Origin of the sequence: Photobacterium nomapromontoriensis, from assembly GCF_050336815.1 — a bacterium.
Taxonomy (GTDB): domain Bacteria; phylum Pseudomonadota; class Gammaproteobacteria; order Enterobacterales; family Vibrionaceae; genus Photobacterium; species Photobacterium nomapromontoriensis.
Genome location: NZ_JAKJSL010000026.1, coordinates 44752 through 64726, shown reverse-complemented (window position 1 = coordinate 64726; position 19975 = coordinate 44752). Strand labels below are relative to the sequence as shown.

At 49.5% G+C, this 19975-nt stretch carries 13 protein-coding genes and 1 riboswitch; of the genes, 8 read left to right on the top strand and 5 right to left on the bottom strand.

What is annotated here, in order from left to right; all coding sequences use genetic code 11:
• Nucleotides 1–514 precede the first annotated feature (514 nt).
• Together pykF and L4D12_RS10855 are read left to right on the top strand one after the other, a co-directional pair.
• Nucleotides 515–1927: a pyruvate kinase PykF gene (gene pykF, locus L4D12_RS10860; protein ID WP_428447858.1), complete on the top strand. Its 1413-nt coding sequence runs from the start codon at nt 515–517 to the stop codon at nt 1925–1927.
• Nucleotides 1928–2156: 229 nt separating this feature from the next.
• Nucleotides 2157–2816, top strand: a complete 660-nt coding sequence (locus tag L4D12_RS10855; RefSeq protein WP_428447857.1) for an FCD domain-containing protein — start codon at nt 2157–2159, stop codon at nt 2814–2816.
• A 318-nt stretch (nt 2817–3134) separates the two neighbouring features.
• Here the strand turns inward: L4D12_RS10855 and ilvN are convergent, their stop codons facing one another.
• From ilvN to L4D12_RS10830, 5 genes are all read right to left on the bottom strand, one after another.
• Nucleotides 3135–3629: an acetolactate synthase small subunit gene (ilvN, locus tag L4D12_RS10850; protein WP_428447856.1), complete on the bottom strand. Its 495-nt coding sequence runs from the start codon at nt 3627–3629 to the stop codon at nt 3135–3137.
• A complete protein-coding gene (locus tag L4D12_RS10845; protein WP_428447855.1) occupies nt 3629–5347 on the bottom strand; it encodes an acetolactate synthase 3 large subunit in 1719 nt (572 codons plus the stop codon). The genes ilvN and L4D12_RS10845 overlap by 1 nt, the downstream gene beginning before the upstream one ends.
• Before the next feature lie 637 nt (nt 5348–5984).
• A complete protein-coding gene (locus tag L4D12_RS10840; protein ID WP_428447854.1) occupies nt 5985–7802 on the bottom strand; it encodes an AMP-dependent synthetase/ligase in 1818 nt (605 codons plus the stop codon).
• 245 nt (nt 7803–8047) lie between these two features.
• A complete protein-coding gene (locus L4D12_RS10835; RefSeq protein WP_428447853.1) occupies nt 8048–11158 on the bottom strand; it encodes an efflux RND transporter permease subunit in 3111 nt (1036 codons plus the stop codon).
• Entirely contained in the window at nt 11155–12495 is a 1341-nt protein-coding gene (locus L4D12_RS10830; RefSeq protein ID WP_428447852.1) for an efflux RND transporter periplasmic adaptor subunit, read from the bottom strand. The genes L4D12_RS10835 and L4D12_RS10830 overlap by 4 nt, the downstream gene beginning before the upstream one ends.
• Before the next feature lie 494 nt (nt 12496–12989).
• Between L4D12_RS10830 and leuA the strand changes: the two genes are divergently transcribed.
• From leuA to thiB, 6 genes are all read left to right on the top strand, one after another.
• Nucleotides 12990–14540, top strand: coding sequence for a 2-isopropylmalate synthase (gene leuA / locus L4D12_RS10825; protein ID WP_428447851.1), 1551 nt, complete (start codon nt 12990–12992; stop codon nt 14538–14540).
• 2 nt (nt 14541–14542) lie between these two features.
• Nucleotides 14543–15631, top strand: coding sequence for a 3-isopropylmalate dehydrogenase (leuB, locus tag L4D12_RS10820; protein WP_428447850.1), 1089 nt, complete (start codon nt 14543–14545; stop codon nt 15629–15631).
• Between the two features lie 24 nt (nt 15632–15655).
• The gene (gene leuC, locus L4D12_RS10815; protein WP_428447849.1) at nt 15656–17089 is read left to right on the top strand and encodes a 3-isopropylmalate dehydratase large subunit; all 1434 of its coding nucleotides are present in this window, start codon (nt 15656–15658) and stop codon (nt 17087–17089) included.
• A 16-nt stretch (nt 17090–17105) separates the two neighbouring features.
• On the top strand, nt 17106–17708 hold the full coding sequence (gene leuD, locus L4D12_RS10810; protein WP_428447848.1) for a 3-isopropylmalate dehydratase small subunit: 603 nt from the start codon (nt 17106–17108) through the stop codon (nt 17706–17708).
• 207 nt (nt 17709–17915) lie between these two features.
• Nucleotides 17916–18698, top strand: coding sequence for a DUF547 domain-containing protein (locus L4D12_RS10805; RefSeq protein WP_428447847.1), 783 nt, complete (start codon nt 17916–17918; stop codon nt 18696–18698).
• 44 nt (nt 18699–18742) lie between these two features.
• A riboswitch (TPP riboswitch) is annotated at nt 18743–18873 on the top strand.
• A gap of 95 nt (nt 18874–18968) precedes the next feature.
• Nucleotides 18969–19955 carry a thiamine ABC transporter substrate binding subunit gene (thiB, locus tag L4D12_RS10800; protein ID WP_428447846.1) on the top strand — a complete coding sequence of 329 codons (987 nt, stop codon included), beginning with the start codon at nt 18969–18971 and terminating at the stop codon, nt 19953–19955.
• Nucleotides 19956–19975 lie beyond the last annotated feature (20 nt).

Sequence of the window (19975 nt, the reverse complement as noted above, 5' to 3'; positions counted from 1 at the left end):
ATCTCTGCCAATACCCATGGTGATAATAGTGCAACTCTCGTACCAGTGAATATTGATTTATTTCGCGGTAAAAAATTAATCATCCATTGATAATAAACAAAAAAAAACTGTGAAATATGTAGATAATTCAGCTCTTGAATTGAGCACAACGTAAAATTTTGCACATCATCACAAGGTGATTAAAGAGTTTGACTATGCTAGTATACGTCGCTTGTTTGCTTGGCTCATTTATGTCAGTCAGACACAGAGCTGCAATAATCACGCAGTAAGCTTCAGTTACTGCCATAAAACGAACGGTAAGAGATACCTTACAAAAACAAATCCACTGTTTTGGTAAGGCTATATTTTGTAAATTTTCGTATTTTCACTGATACCCGTGAATGTAAGTGAGATTTTTTGCGTATTGCCACCCGCGGTGGTTGGCGTCTCTCAAGATGATTAAGCACACATTTTCAGGTATGGCACAGTGATTTAAATTTCCCTTGGGTAAAAGTTCGTCCGGAGACACTTCTCAATGAAAAAGACCAAAATCGTATGTACGATTGGACCTAAAACAGAATCTGTAGAAATGCTTACTAAGCTAGCAAATGCTGGCATGAACGTAATGCGCCTTAACTTCTCACACGGTGACTTCGCAGAGCACGGCCAGCGCATCAACAACCTACGTGAAGTAATGGCGACTACGGGTAAGCAACTTGCGATTCTTCTTGACACTAAAGGTCCAGAAATTCGTACGATCAAGCTTGAAGGCGGTCAAGATTTTGCTCTTGTGGCAGGTCAGGAATTCACGTTCACTACTGATACTTCTGTTGTCGGTAACCAAGACCGCGTCGCAGTAACTTACCCTGGTTTTGCTAAAGACCTGGCTAAAGGCAACACGATTCTTGTTGACGATGGCCTGATCGAAATGGAAGTGCTAGCAACTACAGAAACTGAAGTTAAGTGTAAAGTACTTAATAACGGTGATTTGGGCGAAAATAAAGGTGTAAACCTACCAGGCGTTGCAGTAAAACTGCCAGCTCTTGCAGAAAAAGACAAAGCTGACCTTAAGTTTGGTTGTGAGCAAGGTGTTGATTTCGTTGCTGCATCTTTCATTCGTAAGGCTGAAGACGTAAAAGAAATCCGTGCTCTGCTTAATGCAAACGGCGGCGAAAACATTCAGATCATCTCTAAAATCGAAAACCAGGAAGGCGTTGACAACTTTGACGCGATTCTAGAAGCCTCTGACGGCATCATGGTTGCTCGTGGTGACCTAGGTGTTGAAATCCCAGTTGAAGAAGTTATCTTCGCTCAGAAGATGATGATCGAGAAGTGTAACCGTGCTCGTAAAGTGGTTATCACTGCAACTCAGATGCTTGATTCAATGATCAAGAACCCTCGTCCAACTCGTGCTGAAGCGGGCGACGTTGCAAACGCCATCATGGATGGTACTGATGCAGTAATGCTTTCTGGTGAGTCTGCGAAAGGTAAATACCCTATCGAAGCTGTGACTATCATGGCTCAAATCTGTCAGCGTACAGATGCAGCACTGAAAGCTGAACTAGGTTCTCGTCTAGACAGCCCACGCCTACGTATCACAGAAGCGGTATGTAAAGGTGCCGTAGACACATCTGAGAAGCTAAACGCTCCATTGATCGTTGTTGCGACTGAAGCCGGTAAATCTGCTCGTTCAATCCGTAAGTATTTCCCTACGGCAAACATTCTTGCAGTAACGACTAACCAGAAGACAGCTGCTCAGCTAACCCTGTCTAAAGGTATTTCACCAGTGGTTGTTGACTCTATCGATGACACTGATGCGTTCTACCGTCGTGGTAAAGAACTTGCACTAGAAACAGGCCTTGGCGCAAAAGGCGATATCGTTGTTATGGTATCTGGCGCATTGGTACCTTCTGGTACAACTAACACAGCTTCTGTACACGTACTATAAGCAGTACGGTATAAAAGAAAGTGAGATCAATCGGGAGCCCATGGCTCCCGTTTTTTATTCCTATAACCATGAACATCCTAGAAAATTACCGATATTCAATGGTAATTACTCACACTTTTGCAGCAGAGCATTCGAAGATCACTTTCATCCTCAGTATAATCGCCAAATAAAACATCCCTCATGGGAATGATTGGTTGTTTCACGTGGTAGTCATACAGTGAGGTAGATTGTGTCCGTCCCAACCCTTAGCGATCAAGTTATGGAGATGATCCGTCAGGATATTCTGTCTGGCCAGCTCCCACCAAAACAGAAGCTGGTCGTCGCTGAGTTGAAAGAGCGATATCACGTCGGTGCCTCACCGATCCGTGAGGCTCTCGTCCAATTATCATGGCGTAAATATGTCATTTTCACCCCTCAGAAAGGCTGCTGGGTGATGCCTGTGTCGGCCAGCGAGCTAGACGATCTCTTTAAGGCACGGTTGGCGCTTACCGCACTATTATTGCCGCAAGCCATTTCGCATGGTGATGAGGCATGGGAAATCAATATTCTCACCCACTACCACAAACTCAGCCGACTAATGCAAGGCCACATCAACGCTGATGTGACAGAGTGGATCAAGCGCCACCATGATTTTCATCTGGCTATACTTGCCGGCAGTCAATCACCGACACTCATGGCACTTTACCAGCAAGTGGATGAACAAATTGAACGCTACCGCCATATCTGGCTCAACCAGCTTATCCCCGATACCCAGTGCTGGCCTGGCGATAATGAGCATGAAGCCATAATGAAAGCGGTGCTGGCCCGCGATAATCAACTGGCAATGACACTGCTAACCGATCACTCGCAGCCTACTTTAGCGATAATAAAACAGTACCTTGCATCATAATAGCGCGACCTTAACTACCAAAAAATTTCTTTATGGTGAGTATTTAGCAACAGCACAGCAAGCAATAAGTACAAGGCACTGACGTTAAATCCCAGAAAAAATAAGCTTACCACGGTCAATCTTGCCATCAATTTTGAATGCCACTTGGAATCCATAGCCCTCTCCCGATCCCCTACCACCTAATGAGCAACCTTCTTAGACTTTAGTCTAATACCAATCGGGCTATGTCAGTGGGCTGATAGTTACGCAAAAGAGAAGCCTGGTGTGTCAACCACCAGGCTTCTCTTTTTCAGTGCTATTCTATTATTGCGTTAGCACTTACCGTAAGGCGCGTTCACCTCTGGCGATGCCTACCACCCCACTTCGCGCGACTTCTATAATCTCCGTTGCTTCACCCACTGCAGAAATAAAGGCATCCAGCTTATCACTGGTGCCTGCAAGCTGAATGGTATACAACTGACTGGTTACATCTACAATCTGCCCTCGGAATATATCAGCCGTTCGCTTCACTTCTGCCCGTGCAAAACCACTGGCCTTCACCTTAACGAGCATCAGCTCACGTTCAAGGTGATCACTTTCGGTCACATTGCTGACCTTCAGGATATCGATCAGCTTATGAAGCTGTTTCTCAATTTGTTCAAGAGCAGCATCATCAGCAACATGAGTCGTAATATTCAGGCGAGATAAGGTGGGATCATCTGTCGGTGCGACGGTCAGCGACTCAATGTTATAACCTCGCTGAGAGAACAACCCCACAACCCGTGACAAAGCACCGGGCTCATTTTCCAGTAATACCGATACAATCCTGCGCATTATGTTCTCTCCGTTTTACTTAACCACATTTCGCTCATTGCCCCCCCTCGGATCAGCATCGGATAGACATGCTCGGTCTCATCCACGCTGATATCAATAAAGACCAGGCGATCCTTCAGTGCCAATGCTTTTTCTAGCTCGCTTTCAAGATCTTTAGGATCAGAAATCCGAACGCCGACATGACCATAAGCCTCGGCAATGGCGGCGAAATCGGGGACTGAATCCATATAAGAATGAGAGTGACGGCCTTGGTAAATCATGTCCTGCCACTGCTTTACCATTCCCAAGAAACGGTTGTTCAAGTTGATGATCTTAACCGGTATGTCATACTGCAGCGCCGTCGAGAGCTCCTGAATATTCATTTGGATACTGCCATCGCCGGTCACACAAATGACCTCGGCATCCGGCAGGGCAAATTTGACCCCCATTGCGGCTGGCAGGCCAAAGCCCATGGTGCCCAAACCACCGGAGTTGATCCAACGACGTGGCTTATCAAACGGATAGTACAGCGCTGCAAACATCTGATGCTGGCCAACATCGGAGGCCACATAGGCATCGCCATCCGTCAGTTTATGCAGCACTTCAATAACGTGTTGCGGCTTAATCCGTTCACTATTGATGTCATAGCTCAAACACTGGCGGCCTCGCCACGTCGCAATCTCACTCCACCAACAATCAATGGCTGCTTCATCCATTTGTCCGTTCTGCTCGTCGAGTAACTTCAGCAGGGTATTGAGCACGGTGTCTGCCGAGCCAACAATGGGTATATCTGCCGAGATAGTTTTGGAGATCGAAGACGGATCCACATCAATGTGCATGATGGTGGCATTCGGACAATATTTCTCAACATTGTTCGTGGTGCGATCATCAAACCGAACGCCGATACCAAAGATCAAATCCGCATTATGCATTGCCATATTGGCTTCATAGGTACCGTGCATACCCAACATCCCCAGACAGTTGGGGTGGCTTCCCGGAAAGGCACCTAGCCCCATCAGCGTATTGACCACTGGAATATTCAGTGTCTCCGCCAGAGTCAGTAATTGCTGGCTACAATCGGCCATAATCGCTCCGCCCCCAACATACAACACGGGTTTTTGGGCGGCCAATAATGCTTTCAACCCACGCTTGATCTGACCTTTATGGCCATTGGTTGTCGGATTATAAGAGCGCATTGCGATGGATTCCGGGTATTGATACGGATAGCTTTCAGCCGGATTTAGCATGTCTTTGGGAATATCAATAACAACCGGGCCAGGACGACCGCTAGCGGCAATATAGAAGGCTTTCTTGATAATTTCAGGGATATCTTCTGGGTGTTTAATCAGAAAACTGTGCTTGACCACCGGACGGGAAATCCCGACCATGTCACACTCTTGGAAAGCATCGTTTCCGATCAAGTTACTCATCACCTGGCCAGAAAAAACCACCATGGGAATGGAGTCCATATAAGCGGTTGCGATTCCGGTGATCGCATTGGTTGCGCCAGGCCCCGAGGTAACCAGTACGACACCCACCTCACCCGTTGCACGGGCATAACCATCAGCCATGTGAACGGCTGCTTGCTCATGACGCACCAAGACATGTTCGATATCGCTTTTTTCATGCAGCGCATCGTAAATATCCAGTACTGAACCGCCAGGGTATCCGAAGATATGTTTCACGCCTTGATCGATCATCGAGCGAACAATCATCTCGGCGCCGGACAACATTTCCATATTTCTGCCTCCAGGTCGCGACTACCATCCTATATAGCTAATTCATCCTGCCCTTTGGCTGATGCACGCTTACTGTGACTGAGGCCTGAATAACATAGCCTGATTGGAGAGGCCGGCTATTATATTACTCAGCATGGGTTGTACCGTCACAGTGGCAGAAGTACGGCCAAGGATAATTCCATCCCGACCTCAATTAGCTATACAGGCTGATAGTACATAGTTAGGGCTTATTTTTAGCCTAATAATGAAATCAATAACGTTTTCATGCTATGTCATCTACAACGAGTAGTAACACGTTGCAATAAACCGCATTAACTGTAACGTTTTTGCATCAAACAAGTCTATCACTCACATGCAGTTAACACGATTCATCCAAAATGAAGTAATTTTCACCACCATCATGGTTTTCATCATAACGATCACCAGATCTTTAGCCGTTGTGGTTCAGATAAGCAGTGTATCCATCTGGTCTGATGGGGTCAGGACTGAGCAAAGGACAAATAAAAAAGAGATAAGTCGTGAGTGAAAAGAGACAAGGGATGAGAGATCAGAGGTGAGAGATTAGGCCAAAAATCACGCAGAGCAAAAAAACACGGGGAGCCTAAGCTCCCCATATCAATCTATCGGCAGTTGTTCACTACTTCTGATTGGCTTTCTTATGGCTTTCTTCGTACATCTGCTCAATTTCTTGATGGTAGCGATCTTGGATCACTTTACGACGCAGCTTTTGAGTCGGGGTCAGTTCACCTTTATCCATTGAGAATGCGCTTGGCAGTAGGGTGAATTTTTTCACCTGCTCAAAGCGCGCCAGATCTTTTTGTAGCTCCAGTACACGCTTCTCAATTAGCTCAACAATTTGACTGTGTTTGATCAGCTCTAAGCGGTCCTGATATTTGATATTCAGTTCACGAGCGTGCTCTTCCAGCGTATCAAAGCATGGCACAATCAGCGCCGAAACAAACTTACGGGTATCTGCGATAACCGCGATCTGCTCAATGAAGTGATCCTTACCGATAGCACCTTCAATCACCTGTGGCGCAATGTACTTACCGCCAGAGGTTTTCATAAGCTCTTTAATGCGGTCGGTAATGAACAAGTTACCATTTTCATCGATATGGCCCGCATCACCGGTTTTAAGAAAACCGTCTTCTGTGAAGTTTTTCGCGGTTTCTTCCGGCATGTTGTAATAGCCACGCATGACCATCTCACCACGAACTAGGATCTCGTTGTCCTTGCCTATTTTGACTTCGGCACCTGGCATCGGCATCCCGATCGAGTCTGGGTTAAAGCATTTGTCATCCCAGCACGAAATGGTCGCAGTGGTTTCTGTCATGCCATAACCTAACTTGACATTCACCCCGATAGCATGGAAGAAACGGCCAATACTTTCATCCAACTTAGCACCACCACACGGCATGAACTTGATCCGACCGCCAAGCAGCATCCGCAGTTTAGATAGCACCAACTTGTCAGCTAACGCATAGCTTTTCTTCAGCATCCAAGACGGTTCTCGGCATTCCTGACGAGCCAGCGCCATGCGCGCGCCCATGTTTACGGCCCAGGTAAAGATCAGCTTACGGTGGAACGGTGCACGCGATACTTTGTCATGAATTGCTGAATAGAGTTTTTCATACACCCGAGGCACTGCTGCCATCACATTGGGCTTCACCTCAGTCAACGCTTCTCGGAGCAAGTTGGTATCAGCCAGATAACAGTTCACTCCACCACGGTGCAATACGTAAAAAGTCCATGCTCGCTCAAACACATGCGATAGCGGCAAGAAACACAGTGACACATCGCCCTCATCCAGAGCCAGCTTTTGATCATGGCCTTCTAGCTGTGAGCCGATATTGGCATAATCGAGCATCACACCTTTCGGTGTACCTGTGGTACCTGAGGTATAAATCAATGTCAGTAGATCATCCATCGCTGCATCATCAAGACGCTGTGCCAGCTCAGCTTCCGCCTCGGGAGCAGCCATCGCAACAAACGCGTCGTAGCTGATAACTGATGGATGATCAATCAATGTGATACTGCTGTCCATCACAACAATATGTTTTAACTGCGGGCAATCAGGCGCGATTTCAACGGCAGCCTTTAGTTGTGCTTGTCCGCCAACAAACAAAATGCGGACCCCGGCATCATTGATAATATAAGCGGCCTGCTGTGGGGTATTCGTTGGATAAATAGGCACAGTTACGGCACGGTTATACAAGGTCGCAAAATCAGCCACAGTCCAACGCGGCATATTATTAGAGAAGATCCCAACCTTGTCCTGTATTTTCAGATCATGTCCAAGCATTGCCAAAGCCAGTTGGTGGATCTGCTCACCAAACTCTGCCCAGCTGATATCTTGCCACTTTTCAGCCACCTGATGACGCAATGCAACCTGCCCACCTAAACGCTCAATTTGAGAACGAATACGGTTGACGATATGAAATTCACGTTTAGCCATAACTACTCTGCCAATTAAGCTTACACCTGTAAGCCTATTCAGCAGAGAAGTCTACATCTGATGCAAAAAAAGGCAACTCTGTAATCTCACAATTTCACCATTTTTGTGGTAAGACCAGATTTAAAAAGCCCGTTATTACAACGGTAAAACCGCCCCTAAACAGCATAATATAAAGTGTAAGAAATTACGTCATAACCGACACCTATTATCGGCCTCACTACGTTCATGCCATGAGGGTATTTTTGTTATATTTCGACAAGATCTTCATGGCGATGGATCAACTTAAAATCGGCCAAAATGACATAGGCAGCAGGGATCATAAACAGCACCAGCAAGGTCGAGGCAAAAATCCCAAACACAATTGAAATCACCAAGGGCTTGATCACCTGCGCCTGCAAGCTGGTTTCCAGCATCAGTGGCAATAAGCCTGCCGCCGTCGTCAATGAGGTCAAAAATACAGCCCGAAATCGCTCACGGCTAGCCAGTACCACCGATCGCTTGATCTCATCCCCCGCGTCTAGGTGATGGCGGATATATTGCACCAGCAAAATAGAATCATTAACCACCACTCCGGCCAGTGACACAAACCCCATCATACTGGGCATGCTTAGCGGATGACCGAGCAACCAATGGCCCCAGAACACCCCAATTAAGGCCAGCGGGATCGCCAACAACACCACAAACGGTTCGGTATAGCTCCGGAACTGAAAGCTCAGAATCACAAACACCCCAAATACCCCAAGCATAAATCCGGTGGCCATTGACTGGCCCGTTTGGGCGGTATCTTTTGCTGCACCTTCAAAATTAAACCGTAGCCCAGGATATCGCAGAAGCAACTGTGGTATCAGCTCTGTACGAAACAGGCGCAGTACCTCGGTGGCACTCAGCACACTTTCTTGTAGGTCACCGTACACACTGAGAGTCCGTAGGCCATCAATCCGTTGGATCCGAACGTAATTGCGCAGGTGTGACAACCTGGCAATGGAGGCCAACGGGATCTGGCTTCCGTCAGCCAAAATAATAGGAAAGCTGGCTAAGGTTTGTAAATTCGCCGCTCTCGCTTTGTCGAACATCACCTCAATTTCAATATTTTCCGCCCCCACCTGAATGTCATCAGCCGTCTGACCAAAGTAGGCTGAACGCAACTGAGCCGCGATCATCTGGCCATCAACGCCAAAAGACTCAGCGCCTGGACGTAAGGTGATCAGCACTTCCGGCTTCCCCATTCGCATATCATCCAACACACCAGAAACCCCACTAAATGCATTCAGGAAGCGCTGGGTTTCGATTGATGCCGCTTTCAGCATGGCCAGATCATCATGTTGCATCCGGATTTCAATCGCCCGCCCGCCCGGCCCCATTTGCGGCTGCTTAAACACCAATGCCACAGGTGCAGCCAATACCCCGACATCTTCGCGCCAAGCTTCAATAAACGCATCGATCAGGCTATTGCGCTGCTCGGCACTGAGCAGATCCAGTCGCACTGTCGCCACATGGGGGCCATTCTCATCGGCATCCGCGTTAAAATTAAACTGTTCGGTAATATTGCTGACTAAGGCAGAGCCCCCTTCATTGCGCTCACTCCACTGCGCCCCGACCCGCTTGGCGGAGACCACCACCTCTTCAACCACTTGCTCGGTCTGCTGCAAGGTTGAACCCGGCGGTAAGATGATCCGTGCTTCTGCTATATCGCCATCCAGCTCAGGAAAGCCGACAAACTTCAGCCCGCCTCCGGCAAGCAAGGCAAAAGAGGCCAACAACACACCTAATACACTGCCAACAAACAAGTAGCGCCATTCCACCACCGTGCCAACCCAATGTACCAGCCTAACATTACGAAAATGATCAAACCGAGCAAGAAAGCGTTGCTTCCACGATGGCGATTGGCTGCCTTGCTGCTGCTTTTGTAATGAATGGCTAAGGTGGTTAGGTAAAATCAGAAACGCCTCAACCAAGCTCAAGGTCAGTACTAGGATCAGCACTTGGGGAACCACCCGCAGTACCGCCCCCATTTCCCCTTCCAGAAAAATCAAACTGCCAAAGATACAAACTGTCGTCAGATAGGATGAGACAACGCCGGGCAACACTTTTTTGACCCCGTTGTACACTGCCTCCTGTATTTTCTGACCACGGTCAATGTGCGATGCAATGGATTCCGAAATCACAATGGCATCATCCATCATGATCCCAATGGCCATCAGCAGCCCCACCAGCGACATAATGTTGATGGATAAAGAGAACGCAGCCATCAGATACAAGCTACCGAGGAAGGCGACCGGTAACCCTGCCGCTATCCAGAACGAATAGCGGAACGAAAAAAACAGCCACATCACCGCAAAAACCAATACCACCCCCTGCATGCCGTTTTTAACCATCATGGTCAGGCGATCCCACAACAACGAGGACAGATCATTGGTCAGAGTCAGGGTCACACCTGTCGGCGCACGTAAGTTCTCCGCCTCAACAAACGCCACCACCCGTTCTTTGATCCGCAGCGCATCATCGGCTTTATTTTTGCTGATCCGCAGCATTGCCGATGCTGTATCATCGAACAGAACTTTCTGTTCATCGAGCGCAAAACGGTCAGTAATAGTCGCAACATCCCCCAGCCGGATCACCGCCCCTTGGCTATCGGCCCCTATCACCGTCGCGGCAATGGTTGCCGGGGTGATTTTTTGCTCATCAAACCGCAGTAATAAGTTCCGATCAGACAGCTCAATACTGCCGCTCGGCAATTTGATATTCTGCCGGCTCAGCTTGGTGGCGATATCACTGACACTGACCCCCAATTGCCGGATCGCAACTTCGCTAACCTCAACCCGGATCTGGTGCTTTGAAAAACCACTGACCGCCACCAACGAAACACCGTAATCCAACTTCAGGGTACGCTTTAGCTGCTCGGCATACGCTTTGAGGTGCGGCAAATTGGTATCGGCTTTGATCGCCACATCAACCACTGGCTCATTCCAGTCCAACTCACGCACCATCGGTGCTTCAATATCGGCCGGAAAATCATTGATGGCGTTGATCTGGGTCTGAACATCCACCAGCATCCGTGGTACTACATCACTGTTGGTTAGCTTAAGGATCAAGGATGCCGACCCTTCCACCGCTTCACAGCGGGTTTCACGGATATTGGCCAATCCGTCAACGGCATCTTCCATCCGCATGCAGAGGTTTTCCTCCACTTCCTGCGGAGAGGCGCCGGGATAGACAACGGTCGCCATGATGTACGCGGGAGAAAATTCAGGGAACGTTTCACGTTTAATCTGTGGCAGAGAAACCACCCCCAGCAATAGCAAGGTGAGCATTAATAAATTTGCGGCAGTGGGATGGCGAGAGAAGTAGCGGATCATAATGACGGCTCCTGATCCGCATCGGCAATAACGGGAAGACCATTACGGGTCACGACCCTGAGTGCCATACCGGATACCGCTGGCAGCAGATCATTCACTACTAAGAACTGTTCATGCTGCAACTCTCCGGCAATGGCAACCTGCCCATCTCGCCGAAACAAGACGGTCACAGGCAAAATTGCGAGGCTATTATCGGCAGTAACCACATACACCTTATCGCCATGAAGGGCTCGCTCAGGGATCACCCAATGTAAATTTGGCTGCCCACTCAAACGGGCCTCAACAAACATTCCATTGACCAGTGGCGGAGCCGATTCAGGGGTTAACTGACGGTAATCCTGATCTACCTCTAAGATCACCCCCACCGTAGCTTGGCTGGCATTCACGGTATCACTGATCCGCGCCACCTTCGCCGGCCACTGTTGAGTAAAACGTCCGCTGGATAACGCAATAGAAGCCTTGAGATCGAGCTGATCAGCCCGGGGGAGACCATCGGCGTGCGCGGTATATTGGGTTAAACTTGAAGCCAATATTTGCATATCATGCAGTGCAATTTGAGCATCAATTTCTACCGTTTCAATACCATGCGCCAATACCATCAGTTGCTGGCTATTCACTACCTGATCTTGCTCTATCTCAACATTGGAGATCCGCGCATCCATCGGTAGAGCAATCACTGTTTTTGCCAGCGCTCGTTTGGCTTCCGTGACCCGAGACTGATTAACCTCCAGTTGCGCCAGTGTCACCTTGCGTTCATTCGGTAGGACAATCAATTGGTTTTCGATATCTTGCAGCGCTTTCTGATTCGCCAACACGGTGTGTTGTTCCAAATCAACTGCTGACTGCGATGTCAGCCCTTTTCTGCGCAGCTCTTGCTTGCGTGCCAGCTCCTTCTGGCTAAGTGCCAACCGACGCTGTTCAATCTGACGGGTAGTTTTGAGGTTCAGCGCTTGCTGTGCCAATTTTGCCAACTGGGCTTGGGTGGAGCTGACATCGGCCTCAGCTTGGGCTAGCCGCAGTTCATAGTCCAGCGGATCAATTTTGAGCAGCACACTGCCAGCATCCATCACCCTGCCTTTGGCCAGATCCGGATGACGATAGACCACCTTGCCCGACACCTCGGCGATAGCTTGCCATTCGACCTTGGGGGCAACCCGGCCAAATCCAACAACCTGTGGGGCAAACAACTGCTGCTGCAATGCAATGACATCCACTGGCCGACGACGCTCAAGAGCCGGTTTGATCTCCGGTGATGGGCGTAAGTTAATTGCCAAAACTAAGATAACTATCCCCGCCAGAACGGCGGGTAAGATCAGCCATTTTCTTTTATTCAGCATGAGCCTATACCTTCCTTGGGTGCAGTCATCGGGTTAATCTCACTATACGTCATAACCTCAACGCCTGACGTGTCATTAACATCATTCCTACATTTTTATCGTGACACCCACAGAAATACGCTCTATTTCAACCGCCTGCCATTTTGTACCACACTGAATACAACTGGTCTGATTTGTCACCAAAATTGCCTACAACCCACTTAATAACCATAAAAAACGATAATCATGCAATTAGTGGTTGACGATGACGCTGTCTATTTGGTATTCATTTGTTAATCAACTTCGTGGAATTATTTCAATTATGAAAACAGGTTTCTCTCTTCTCTTAAGCCTCCTCCTTATCGTGAATAATTCGCGCGGGTAGCTTATGAGTGGGAAACACCACTAAGAATTTAAAAAACCCGCGCAGCCTGCGCGGGTTTTTTCATATTACAGAGCCAGCGCAGCGGATGCAGACAGTGCCAATACAGGCAGGCTAACGAAAGGATGTAGCAATGAAAGATCAGGTCATAATTTTCGATACTACTTTGCGTGACGGCGAACAGGCGCTATCTGCCAGTTTGACGGTAAAAGAAAAACTGCAGATCGCCTATGCCCTAGAACGCCTAGGGGTCGATGTGATCGAAGCGGGCTTCCCGGTCTCATCGCCAGGTGATTTTGAATCGGTCCAGACCATTGCAAAACACATCAAAAATAGCCGAGTCTGTGCCCTATCACGCGCGGTCGCACATGATATTGATGTTGCCGCCGAATCCCTCAAGGTTGCTGAAGCCTTCCGGATCCACACCTTTATCTCAACCTCAACCGTACATGTTCAGGACAAGCTGCGCCGCAGCTATGATGACGTCATTGATATGGGCGTTGCAGCTGTAAAACGTGCCAGAAACTACACCGATGATGTTGAGTTTTCCTGTGAAGATGCGGGCCGTACCCCTATCGAGAACCTGTGCCGGATGGTCGAAGCAGCCATTCATGCCGGGGCCACCACTATTAATATCCCTGACACCGTCGGCTATACCTTACCGAACGAATTTGGCGGCATCATCACCCAGCTATTTAACCGGGTCCCCAATATCGACAAGGCGATCATCTCAGTCCATTGCCATGACGATCTTGGTATGTCAGTGGCCAACTCCATGGCGGCAGTGCAAGCAGGGGCCCGGCAGATCGAAGGTACTATCAATGGCCTTGGCGAGCGAGCGGGTAACTGTGCGCTAGAAGAAATCGCCATGATCATCAAAACCCGCGCCGATTTTCTTGGGGTGCATACCAACATCAAGCACGAAGAAATCCATCGCACCAGCAAGATGGTCAGCCAGCTATGTAACATGCCAGTTCAAGCCAATAAAGCGATTGTCGGGGGCAATGCCTTCAGCCACTCTTCCGGCATCCACCAAGACGGCATGCTAAAAAATAAAAACACCTATGAAATCATGACTCCGGAATCCATCGGACTGAAAAATCAGGTGTTGAATCTGACCTCCCGCTCAGGCCGCGCGGCAGTGAAAAGCCACATGGAAACACTGGGCTATACCGAAAACGAGTATAACCTGGATGCGCTGTATGCCGACTTCCTGAAGCTGGCAGATCGCAAAGGTCAGGTATTTGATTACGATCTCGAAGCCCTAATGCACTTCTCCAATCTTCGCGACGAAGATGACTTTTTCAAGATTAACTACCTGAGCGTGCAGTCAGGCAGCATCATGGCGACCACCTCCATCAAACTTCAATGTGGTGATGAAGAAAAATGCGAGGCCGCTGTCGGCAACGGTCCGGTCGATGCGCTTTATCAGTGTATCTATCGCCTGACCGGCTACGACATCGTGCTGGATAAATTTGACCTGACCGCCAAGGGCGAAGGTGAAGATGGTCTGGGACAGGCCGATATCATTGCTAACTACAAGGGGCGTAAATATCACGGAACTGGTTTAGCCACTGACATTGTCGAAGCCTCTGGCCAAGCCTTGATCCATGTAATCAACAGCATTCATCGCGCCGATCAAATTGCAGAAATTAAACAGAAATCTCAAATGGAGACAGTATAACCATGGCAGGTACATATAAGATTGCGGTTCTACCGGGTGACGGTATTGGCCCAGAAGTAATGCAGCAAGCCCACAAAGTGTTGGCCGCAGTACAGGAAAAATTCGACTTCACCCTTGAGTGTGATGAGTTCGATGTCGGTGGGATCGCCATCGATAACCATGGCTGCCCACTGCCGGAAGCGACCATGAAAGGCTGTGAAGCATCCGATGCCATTCTGTTTGGCTCGGTCGGTGGCCCGAAATGGGAACACCTGCCACCTAACGATCAACCTGAGCGCGGTGCCTTGCTACCGTTACGTAAGCACTTCCAGCTGTTCTGTAATTTACGCCCAGCCCAAATCCACAGTGGCCTGGAAGCTTTTTCTCCCCTACGTGCCGATATTTCCGAGCGTGGCTTTGACATTGTAGTTGTGCGTGAACTGACCGGCGGAATCTACTTCGGTCAGCCCAAAGGGCGTGAAGGCGAAGGCCCACAAGAGAGGGCTTTTGATACTGAGATCTACCACCGTTATGAAATCGAGCGTATCGCCCGTATCGCGTTTGAATCGGCGATGCTGCGCAAAAAGAACGTCTATTCCATCGACAAAGCCAACGTTCTGCAGAGCTCGATCCTGTGGCGTGAAGTGGTCGAAGAAGTAGCAAAAGAATACCCGCAAGTCACCCTGAACCATATGTATATCGACAACGCGACCATGCAGTTGATCAAAGATCCGTCGCAGTTCGATGTCATGCTGTGCTCGAACATCTTCGGCGACATCATCTCCGATGAGTGCGCAATGATCACTGGTTCTATGGGGATGCTGCCATCGGCCAGCCTCAACCAAGACAAGTTTGGCATGTACGAGCCAGCAGGGGGGTCAGCACCCGATATCGCTGGTAAGAACATTGCTAACCCAGTAGCCCAAATCTTATCGGCAGCACTGATGCTACGTTACAGCCTGGGTGAAGAACCGGCAGCACGGGCGATTGAACGTGCGGTGTCACAGGCATTGGAAGCAGGTGAGTTGACGGCAGATCTGGCCGGCAACCGCCCAGCCCTGAGCACCAGCGAAATGGGTGACAAGATCGCCCAGTACATCTACCAAGCTTAATCCAGCAACGAGGAGCAAACAGCAATGTCGAATACCCAAGCGCCCAAGACGCTATATGAAAAAGTTTACGATGCCCACGTTGCCGTTGCGGCCGAGGGGGAAAATCCAATCCTCTACATCGACCGCCATTTAGTCCATGAAGTGACCTCACCACAGGCCTTTGACGGCCTGCGTGAGAAAGGCCGTAAAGTGCGCCAGACAGGCAAGACTTTCGCGACGATGGATCACAATGTCTCGACCCAGACTAAAGACATCAACGCCTGTGGGGAGATGGCTCGGATCCAGATGGAGACACTGGCCAAAAACTGCGAAGAATTTGGGGTCACTCTGTATGATCTGAACCATAAATATCAGGGAATTGTCCACGTTATGGGCCCTGAACTGGGCATCACCCTGCCGGGAATGACCATCGTTTGTGGCGACTCCCATACCGCCACCCATGGTGCCTTTGGCTCATTAGCGTTTGGGATTGGTACCTCGGAAGTTGAGCATGTGCTCGCCACCCAGACCCTAAAACAAGCGCGCGCCAAAACCATGAAAATTGAAGTCAAAGGCAAAGTGGCACCGGGGATCACTGCTAAAGACATCGTGCTAGCGATCATAGGCAAAACCACCGCAGCAGGCGGAACAGGCTATGTGGTCGAGTTCTGTGGTGAGGCGATCACTGATCTGACCATGGAAGGCCGGATGACAGTATGTAACATGGCCATTGAATTAGGCGCCAAAGCAGGCCTGATCGCTCCGGATCAAACCACCTACGACTACATCAAAGGCCGTAAGTTCTCACCAGCAGGGGCCGATTTCGACGCTGCTATAGCGTACTGGGATACCCTGAAAACCGATAGCGGTGCCGAGTTTGATCACGTCGTCACCCTTGATGCGAAAGACATCAAACCTCAAATCACTTGGGGAACCAACCCCGGTCAGGTGATTGCGGTTGATCAACCGATCCCAGACCCAAGCGGTTTTAGCGATCCGGTTGAGCAGGCATCGGCGGCAAAAGCACTGGCTTATATGGGGCTGGAAGCAGGCAAGAAACTGTCTGATTTTTGCATCGACAAGGTCTTTATCGGCTCATGCACCAACTCGCGCATTGAAGATATGCGTGCCGCCGCTGCCGTCGCCAAAGGCCGCAAAGTCGCCGCCAATATACAAGCGCTAGTCGTTCCGGGCTCGGAGCAAGTCAAAGCACAAGCTGAGCAAGAAGGCTTGGATCAGATCTTCATCGAGGCGGGATTTGAATGGCGTTTGCCGGGCTGCTCGATGTGTCTGGCGATGAACAACGACCGCTTGGGGCCGCACGAGCGCTGTGCGTCAACCAGTAACCGCAACTTCGAAGGTCGTCAGGGCCGTGATGGCCGTACCCATTTAGTTAGCCCGGCCATGGCAGCCGCTGCAGCATGTGCCGGTCACTTTGTGGATATCCGCGAGCTTGAACACGACGCCATCACCGCTTAACAGAAGGAACAAGACAATGACAGGATTCAAACAACATACTGGCTTGGTGGTTCCTCTGGATGCGGCCAATGTCGATACCGATGCGATCATCCCCAAGCAATTTTTGCAGAAGGTAACCCGTCTCGGTTTTGGTCAGCACCTGTTCCACGACTGGCGCTTTCTTGATGATGCCGGTCAGCAGCCCAACCCTGATTTTATCATGAACGCCCCCCGCTATCAGGGGGCCACCGTTTTGCTCGCCCGCGAGAATTTCGGTTGTGGTTCATCCCGCGAGCATGCCCCGTGGGCGCTGGCCGATTACGGGATCCAAGTAATGATCGCACCAAGTTTTGCCGACATTTTCTATGGCAACTCGATCAATAACCAAATGGTCCCCGTCCGTTTGAGCGAACAGGAAGTGGATGAGATTTTCCAGTTCGTCACCGCCAATGAAGGGGCGCAGGTAACCGTCGATCTAGAGGCGATGCAGGTGAGTGCCAACGGTAAGCAGTATGGCTTTGAGATTGATGAATTTCGTCGTCACTGCCTGCTTAATGGGCTAGATAACATTGGCCTGACGTTGCAGCATGAAGCCAAAATTGCCGATTTTGAAAGTAAAATCCCGACATTTCTGGCCTAACTATCGATAAGTTGCCACCTTGGTGACCACATAGCATGTCACAATCCAAAAGCCCCGGCATCTGCACTGACCGGGGCTTTTACTGCCGCCGATTACCGATAAACAGCCTCGCCCATCGGATGACATGAAATAAACCAGCCATTAGTCAGGTCATGTATAGTCTCAATAAGCCGTTATCACCAATCACGTTCACAAGGATGGCCAACCATGCGCCTGTTACTTACCCTCTGTTTTGTTTTCCTATCAGCCGCAAGCTGGGCCGCGCCTAAAGCGGATTTGTGGGCCTACTGGCAACCGTCTCAGGCCACCAGCCAACAGACGGTTGATCACCAACGCTGGCAGCAGTTACTGGATCGCTATCTGGTGGTGAAGCCCAACCAGACCCTGTTCCGCTATCGTGCCGTCAGTGATGATGACAAATACGCGCTCAATCGCTACCTCCGTGAACTGGCGACGCTCGATCCGCGCCAGCTTAACCGTGATGAACAATTTGCCTACTGGGTGAATGTGTATAATGCCCTGACGGTACAAGTGATCCTCGATAACTATCCATTGCAATCGATCACCAAACTAGGCGGATTTTTCAGCTTTGGGCCGTGGAATGAAAAGCTCATCACCATCAACAATAAAACACTCTCTTTAAATGATATTGAACACCGAATCTTGCGCCCCATCTGGCATGATCCTCGTATTCACTATGCGGTTAACTGTGCCAGCCTCGGCTGTCCGGATCTTCAACCGCAGGCCTTTACCGCCAGCAATCACGAATCCCTGCTCGAACTATCAGCTCGCCGTTTTATTAATAGCAGTAAAGGAGTCAGCCCAGCTGGTGATACGGTGCGTTTATCCTCTATCTACGACTGGTATGGCAGTGATTTTGGCAACAAAACACAACTACAAGCTCACCTCAACACCTATCGTAAAGGCACTCCGATCCAACTCAATAAGGTGAGCTACGACTACAACTGGGCACTGAACGAGCCCAACTAATGCGTGGTGCTGGCAACCCGCTCAATAGCACATTACAATAACGCTTGTTCTCATTGGGGAGCCCGCCAACACTGACGCGACAACGCGAAACAATCGAACGGCTGAGATTGCATCTGCAAGACCCACTGAACCTGATCCAGTTAGTACTGGCGTAGGAATTGAGACAGCGATAGATCGCCCTTATCACTCACAGCACGATGCTGGATGTTCTCAACCCTGTGCCCCCTTTATATGTCCTCTTGCCGGATGCAAGAGAATCAGGAGCGCATAGTGACAAAATTACTTCCTCTTTTGACCCTTTCCTTAGCGACCAGCTCTGTATGGGCGGCCGATAACACCCTGACCGTCTATACCTACAGCTCATTTGCATCAGACTGGGGGCCAGGACCTGCGATTGAAAAAGCCTTTGAAGCCCAATGCAATTGCAACCTCGAATTCGTGGCGCTGGATGATGGCGTCTCGATCCTTAATCGGGTTCGCCTCGAAGGCAAAAACACCAAAGCCGATATCCTGCTGGGGCTGGATAACAACCTGATCAGCGAAGCCAAAAAAACCGACCTTCTGGCCGAACATCACGTCGATACCAGCAAGGTCAATATCCCAATGGGCTGGACGGATACTACATTTGTTCCCTACGACTACGGTTATTTCGCTTTCGTCTATGACAGCACCAAGCTGACCACACCACCGAAAAGCCTGGCAGAGCTGCTCAAGCGTGATGATATCAATATCATTTATCAGGATCCTCGCACCTCTACCCCGGGGCAGGGCCTGATGTTGTGGATGAAATCCGTCTATGGCGACAAGGCATCAGCAGCCTGGCAGCAACTGGCAAAGAAAACCGTTACCGTGACCAAGGGCTGGTCCGAAGCCTACAACATGTTCCTCAAGGGCGAGTCTGATATGGTGCTGTCATACACCACCTCACCGGCCTATCACATCATTGCGGAAGGCGAGAATAAGTATAAAGCGGCCGATTTCAGCGAAGGTCATTACATGCAGGTAGAAGTCGCGGCCAAGCTAAAAAACAGAGCCAATGACGCACTGGCTGATCAGTTTCTGGCATTTATCCTGACCCCTGAGTTTCAACAAGTGATCCCTACCGGTAACTGGATGTATCCGGTCATAGAGCAGACACTACCCACCGGTTTCAAACAATTAACTCTGCCTGTCAAATCTCTGGAATTCACCGCAGATGAGGTTGCAAAAAACCGTCGCAGCTGGATCAGAGAGTGGCAACAGGCTCTTACTCAGTAGCTATTACCCATAGTAGGCAC

Excerpts from the sequence above, each read along its gene's own strand:
- L4D12_RS10845 (WP_428447855.1), bottom strand. The coding sequence starts at position 5,347 with ATGGAAATGTTGTCCGGCGCCGAGATGATTGTTCGCTCGATGATCGAT.
- L4D12_RS10840 (WP_428447854.1), bottom strand. The coding sequence starts at position 7,802 with ATGGCTAAACGTGAATTTCATATCGTCAACCGTATTCGTTCTCAAATT.
- pykF (WP_428447858.1), top strand. The coding sequence starts at position 515 with ATGAAAAAGACCAAAATCGTATGTACGATTGGACCTAAAACAGAATCT.
- L4D12_RS10835 (WP_428447853.1), bottom strand. The coding sequence starts at position 11,158 with ATGATCCGCTACTTCTCTCGCCATCCCACTGCCGCAAATTTATTAATG.
- leuB (WP_428447850.1), top strand. The coding sequence starts at position 14,543 with ATGGCAGGTACATATAAGATTGCGGTTCTACCGGGTGACGGTATTGGC.
- L4D12_RS10805 (WP_428447847.1), top strand. The coding sequence starts at position 17,916 with ATGCGCCTGTTACTTACCCTCTGTTTTGTTTTCCTATCAGCCGCAAGC.
- leuD (WP_428447848.1), top strand. The coding sequence starts at position 17,106 with ATGACAGGATTCAAACAACATACTGGCTTGGTGGTTCCTCTGGATGCG.
- L4D12_RS10830 (WP_428447852.1), bottom strand. The coding sequence starts at position 12,495 with ATGCTGAATAAAAGAAAATGGCTGATCTTACCCGCCGTTCTGGCGGGG.
- leuC (WP_428447849.1), top strand. The coding sequence starts at position 15,656 with ATGTCGAATACCCAAGCGCCCAAGACGCTATATGAAAAAGTTTACGAT.
- ilvN (WP_428447856.1), bottom strand. The coding sequence starts at position 3,629 with ATGCGCAGGATTGTATCGGTATTACTGGAAAATGAGCCCGGTGCTTTG.
- leuA (WP_428447851.1), top strand. The coding sequence starts at position 12,990 with ATGAAAGATCAGGTCATAATTTTCGATACTACTTTGCGTGACGGCGAA.